Source organism: Plesiomonas sp., from assembly GCF_051650925.1.
Lineage (GTDB): Bacteria > Pseudomonadota > Gammaproteobacteria > Enterobacterales > CAMTGL01 > Plesiomonas.
In genome coordinates this window covers 1-5,946 of the sequence record NZ_JBOFRH010000602.1, presented here as the reverse complement: position 1 = coordinate 5,946, position 5,946 = coordinate 1, and the positions used below count along the sequence as shown (strand labels likewise).

6 protein-coding genes are annotated in these 5,946 nt (G+C 47.9%); 1 reads left to right on the top strand and 5 read right to left on the bottom strand.

Annotated elements, in window-relative coordinates:
- The coding region (locus ACRC27_RS14380; RefSeq protein WP_438640197.1) for a Na+/H+ antiporter NhaA at positions 1-311 on the bottom strand (311 nt) is incomplete at its 3' end.
- 327 nt (positions 312-638) lie between these two features.
- On the opposite strand from ACRC27_RS14380, the gene ACRC27_RS14375 reads away from it, so the two are divergent.
- Positions 639-1,790 carry a Na/Pi symporter gene (locus tag ACRC27_RS14375; protein WP_438623541.1) on the top strand — a complete coding sequence of 384 codons (1,152 nt, stop codon included), beginning with the start codon at positions 639-641 and terminating at the stop codon, positions 1,788-1,790.
- 177 nt (positions 1,791-1,967) lie between these two features.
- Here the strand turns inward: ACRC27_RS14375 and thyA are convergent, their stop codons facing one another.
- From thyA to ptsP, 4 genes are all read right to left on the bottom strand, one after another.
- Complete coding sequence (gene thyA / locus ACRC27_RS14370) at positions 1,968-2,762, bottom strand: thymidylate synthase (RefSeq protein ID WP_438640196.1); 795 nt, start codon at positions 2,760-2,762, stop codon at positions 1,968-1,970.
- A gap of 1 nt (position 2,763) precedes the next feature.
- Complete coding sequence (gene lgt / locus ACRC27_RS14365) at positions 2,764-3,573, bottom strand: prolipoprotein diacylglyceryl transferase (protein WP_438623582.1); 810 nt, start codon at positions 3,571-3,573, stop codon at positions 2,764-2,766.
- A 10-nt stretch (positions 3,574-3,583) separates the two neighbouring features.
- Positions 3,584-4,372: a sulfite exporter TauE/SafE family protein gene (locus ACRC27_RS14360; RefSeq protein WP_438623539.1), complete on the bottom strand. Its 789-nt coding sequence runs from the start codon at positions 4,370-4,372 to the stop codon at positions 3,584-3,586.
- Positions 4,373-4,650: 278 nt separating this feature from the next.
- On the bottom strand, positions 4,651-5,946 hold a 1,296-nt coding region (gene ptsP / locus ACRC27_RS14355; RefSeq protein ID WP_438640195.1), incomplete at its 5' end, for a phosphoenolpyruvate--protein phosphotransferase.

Genomic DNA, 5,946 nt, shown 5'->3' with positions numbered 1-5,946 from the left:
CCCCCCAATGCAGCAATGGCCGGAAAAACAGCTTTTTCTTTGCTGTTCAGCGCACCAACGAGCATTTCACGTTTAACTTCCAAACCGACTAACAGGAAAAATACGGCCATCAGACCGTCATTTATCCAGAGTAACAACGGCTTATTGATCAATAAGCTGCCAAATTGTACGACGACAGGGATAGCCAGAAACTGATCATAGATCCCTTCAAGGCTGGTATTGGCAAGCACGAGCGCCAGCGCTGAGGCGATAATCAGTAAGATGCCTCCAGCTGACTCCAGCCGTAAAAACTGACGAATCATATCGGTCATTGGGAACTCCAGTATTTCTATTTTTATGCAGTTACACAGCGCAAAATACGCCAGTTGTCTTATTTTCAGTGTAAAACAGAATGCAAACTCGATAAAATCGTTTCTATTGATGATTTACATCGAAAAAACCGAGCATTAAGTCTATTCGTTAACAGTTTTGTCTAAGGAATAGCTCAATTGCCGCGTTATTATCTGCCCGTCATCACAAATATGCGCTTAATCCCCTATTCACCCTGCTATTTTGAAGGTTTTTTCTGTTTTGAAATATATCTGTAATATTTCAACGTTAGGATTCTCTGCAATAAATCTGACATCAGAGATTCATTAATGCGCAAGATGCCTACTGAACAAAACACAACGACACCTTCGCCTCTGACTACATTATTATCTTGGTCGGCGCTGTTTATTGCTCTCTATTGCTTACTGCTCGCTGTTGCGATGGTCAGCGATGGTTTTAAATTGGCCGCCGGCGATCATGCCAAAGCGCTGTTTGAATTTGCCGAGCACCCACTGGCCGGTTTAATGGTGGGCTTGCTGGCAACCGCCCTGATCCAATCTTCAAGTACCGTGACATCTATCATTGTTGGTTTAGTTGCCGGTGGATTGCCGATTGCAACCGCAATTCCGATGATCATGGGTGCTAACATTGGTACTACTCTAACAAACACCTTAGTGAGCTTGGGGCATTTACGTTGTAACAACGAGTTTCGCCGTGCCTTTGCCAGCGCCACTATCCATGACTTTTTCAACCTGCTTGCGGTATTTATCTTCTTGCCACTCGAGATGGCCTTCGGGATCCTCGATAAGATCAGCAGTTGGTTAGTCGCACCGTTCTCCGCTTCCGGTAACCTCAATTTTGTAGGCTTTGATTTTATCAAACCACTGACCAAACCGGTTGTTGCCGCAACCAAATCTATGCTCGCTGATTTATCACCGACACTTGCTGGTACGATTATGGCACTGATGGGTATTGCACTGATTTTCTGTGCTATCACCGGGATGGGTAAGTTGCTCAAAGGGCTGATGGTTGGACGAGCAAAAGATCTGTTAAAGCACGCGATTGGCCGTGGCCCGCTGCACGGTATAGCCTCAGGTGCGACCGTTACCGTACTGGTACAGTCCTCTTCTACTACCACCAGCCTGATGGTACCGTTTGTTGGTAATGGCTTGCTGACGCTGCGTGAAGTCTATCCGTTTACGCTGGGCGCAAATATCGGTACCTGTATCACAGCACTGTTGGCCGCAACCGCCGTATCAGGCAACAACGCGCTGTTTGCCCTGCAGATTGCTCTGGTGCATTTAACCTTTAACGTACTGGCTGTCGGCTTGATTTATGGTGTGCCGTGGCTGCGGAATTTACCGGTTAAAGCGGCTGAAGGGCTAGCAAATCTGGCTATCAAAAACCGTTTAGCGGTACTCGGATATCTGGGTGGGGTGTTCTTTGTTTTACCGGGTATTCTGCTCGTTGCAACCCGCTAAACCACCTTCTACATCACAATAATCGGTATGTACTGCCATACTGAATCTCACAAACTAAAAAGGCGCTCTACTGAGCGCCTTTTTTGATCTCTTTATTTTTGAACAATCGATTTTTGAGTTATCAATTTTTAAATAATCGGTAGTACAAAAAACGATTAACCCCCTGTAAAGAGCAAATTAAATCGCGATAGGCGCTTTAATTGCCGGATACGGGTCATAACCGGTGATCTCAAAATCTTCAAATCGGTAATCAAAAATAGAAGCAGGCTTACGCGTTATTGTCAGTGTTGGCAGTGCCCGCGGGGTACGCGATAACTGCAACTCAGCCTGTTCAAGATGATTCATATAGAGGTGAGTATCACCGCCTGTCCAGACAAAATCACCCACATCGAGATCACACTGTTGAGCCAGCATATGGGTTAATAATGCATAACTGGCAATATTAAATGGCAGGCCTAAAAATACATCACAAGAGCGCTGATACAGCTGACATGAGAGCTTGCCATTGGCAACATAGAACTGAAACAGCGCATGGCACGGCATCAGAGCCATTTGATCAAGCTCACCCACATTCCATGCTGACACAATAATCCGGCGCGAGTTGGGATCTTGTTTTAGCTGCTCAACCACCGTACTCAGTTGATCTAAGGTACGGCCATCAGCACTTCCCCATGCACGCCACTGTTTTCCGTAAATCGGCCCTAAATTGCCCTGCTCATCAGCCCACTCATCCCAAATTTTGACATTGTGCTCATGCAGATACGCAACATTGGTATCCCCCTGCAAAAACCACAGCAGTTCATGGATAATCGAGCGCAGATGGCAACGTTTTGTGGTAACCAGCGGAAAACCCGCCGACAAATCAAAGCGCATCTGATGGCCAAAAATGGATTTAGTACCGGTTCCGGTACGATCTTCTTTCTCTGCCCCTTCAGCCAACACTTTGCGCATTAGATCATGATACTGTTGCATGTTATCCCCGTACTACTTGAATCGGATTACGGCGGTAAGCCCAAATAATTAATCCTACACCTGCCAACACCATCGGTACCGACAGCAACTGCCCCATGGTCAGCCAACCATCAAAAAAGCCAAGTTGAGCATCAGGTTCACGGAAAAATTCGCAGAAAATACGGAATAGCCCGTAAAAAACCAAGAACATGCCGGAAACACTGCCAGTTGGGCGCGGCTTATTTACAAATAAATTCAAGATAATAAACAGTACCAGACCTTCAAGTAAGGCTTCATAGATCTGAGAAGGATGACGTGGGAACGGGCCACCTTCAGGAAACACCATCGCCCAAGGCACATCAGTTACCCGGCCCCAGAGTTCACCGTTGATAAAGTTACCAATGCGACCAACCCCTAAACCAAACGGGATCAGCGGCGCAACAAAGTCAGCGACGGCAAACATTGGGCGGTGTGTGCGGTAAGCAAAAATACACATGGCGGTGATAACACCAATCAAACCACCGTGGAATGACATACCGCCTTCCCACACTTTAAACAGATACAGCGGATTGGCCAAAAACAGGTCAAAGTTATAAAACAGCACATAACCGATACGACCGCCTAAAAATACGCCAAAAAATCCGGCATACAGCAAGTTTTCAACATCATCTTTGGTCCAGCCGCTGTTTGCCTTCGCAGCACGGCGCGACCCCAGCCACAAAGCAAACACAAACCCCACCAGATACATTAGACCATACCAGCGCAACGCCAGCGGCCCTATCTGAAAAATAACAGGGTCAATATGCGGAAAAGTCAGATAGCTACTGTTTATCATCGGTCAGTTACCACAACATGTTTAATGCAACAAATATCAGAAGAACGGCAAACCCTTTTTTCAAGGTCGGCACGGGTAAACGGCTGACTAAATTAGCGCCAACCTTGGATGTTTGTATTGATGTTAGCGTGATGCAAAGCAGTGCAGGCAGATAGACATAACCTAAACTGTAGGCCGGTAAATCACTCTCATGCAGCCCGCTAAGAATCAGTGTCAGAGAACCACCAACCCCCAGCATCATACCGCATACCGCAGAAACGCCAATGGCAGTACGCATCGGCACTGAATGCCAGTTCAGATAAGGCACAGTCAAACTACCGCCACCAATCCCCGCAAGGCTGGAGAAAACACCAATCAGTGAGCCAGCAGTAAACAGTTTTCCCCCCGACGGTAACGGGTGTGCTGATGCTGCTTTGACCGACCATGCCATTTGAAGTGCCAAAATGAGCACCAGTACGCCAAAAACTTTGCCTATCATAGCCGAGGGGATCAAGGTAATGGCATGCGCACCGATCACCGCACCGATAATGCCGCCGGGGATCATCGCTTTTACAATTTTCCAGTCAACATTACCCAGTTGATGATGCCGCCACGACGAGGAGACACCGGTCAGAACAATCGAGGCCAGAGATGTACCCAGCGCTATCGGCATTAGATGCTGGGGTAAGACTCCAGCTTTAGGCAGCAAAAAAGCCAGTGCGGGGACAATAATCAACCCGCCACCAATACCCAATAAACCGGCCAGAATGCCGACAACAGCCCCGAGTAACAGGCAGGCAATAACAAACAGCAACATGGATAGCCTCAACTTACACAAAAGTAGCAATGTGTAATAAAAAGAGTGCCAGCATTATAGCTAAGTGCTACCACAGCCAGAGATCAACACATTGCAACCCAAACAGGGTATATAGCATACCGAGAGATATCGCACAGGCCTATCAATAATCAGCATAACCGACTAATTTCAAGGTAACTACAGTGCTAGACACTGGCCGGTAGCGGGCTATCTATGGTTATCTAAATAATCGGTTGTATCCGTCAATTGTTATCTCGCGCATCATACGCGCTGGGGTATCAGTAAAATGAATTTCCACCACGGATAAAGCTGCCCAGCCCGCGTCGCTCCATAAATGCGGCCGTTAAATGCCGCACCTCAGTTGTCACTCGGGCACTGAGCGCGCGTTCGGCCAGTATTTGCAGATCATCGAGAGTCACCGCACGCAGCAGATATTTAATACGCGCCACATTGCGCCCGTTCATACTTAAGTGCCGATAGCCCATTCCGACCAGCAGCAGTGCCCCTACCGGATCACCAGCCAGCTCCCCGCACAAACTGACCGGCAAATTAAACTGCTGCCCTTCTGTGCTGATCTGTTTAAGCGCCCGCAATACTGCCGGATGCAGTGAGTCAAAAATATCGGCAACCCGTGCATTATTACGATCAACTGCCAGCAGGTACTGGGTAAGATCATTTGATCCTACCGAGATAAAATCAATTTTACCGGGCAAAAATTGCAACTGATACAACATTGACGGCACTTCAACCATGATACCGACTTTCGGCATTTTCAGTATCAGCCCCTGCGCCTGTACCTGCTCGGCCACTTCACGAAAGGCGCGATCAATCAGTAGCCTAGCTTCATCAACTTCACCCACCCCTGAGATCATCGGCAGCATAATCGAGAGATTATCGTGCCCAACACTGGCGCGCAGCATCGCTCTAATTTGAGCAATAAAGATATCGGGGTGATCGAGTGTCAGGCGGATCCCGCGCCAGCCCAAAAACGGATTATCTTCATGGATCGGAAGATAAGGCAGTGGTTTATCCCCCCCAACATCCAGCGTTCGCATAACGACCGGCTTATTCGGGTAACTTTGTAAAATCAGCTGATACAGTGCAACTTGTTCATCTTCTGAAGGAAAACTACCATGCAACAGGAACGGCACTTCAGTGCGGTATAACCCAACACCGTCTACCCCTTGATTCACAGCAATATGGCAGTCGGCGCTTAATCCGGCATTAAGTAAAATCTCAACCCGTTGACCGCACGCCGTTTGCGCGTGTTTATCCAGATCTACGGCAACACGTTCATCCAGCTCACGCTCTTCGAGGATCAAACGCTGATACTCGGTACGAATAGCATTTTCTGGATCAACGATCACACTGCCACGATAGCCATCAACAATCAGCTCGCGCCGCTCAAGCTGGTCGGGTTCAATATCAACCCCCATCACCGTAGGTACACCAAGCGCACGCGCTAAAATAGCCGCATGTGAGTTAGCTGCGCCATCGCGCACAATAATGCCAACCATTTTTTCACGTGGTAATTCAGCAATCAGTGTGGCCGTCAGCTCGTCAGTCACCAAAAT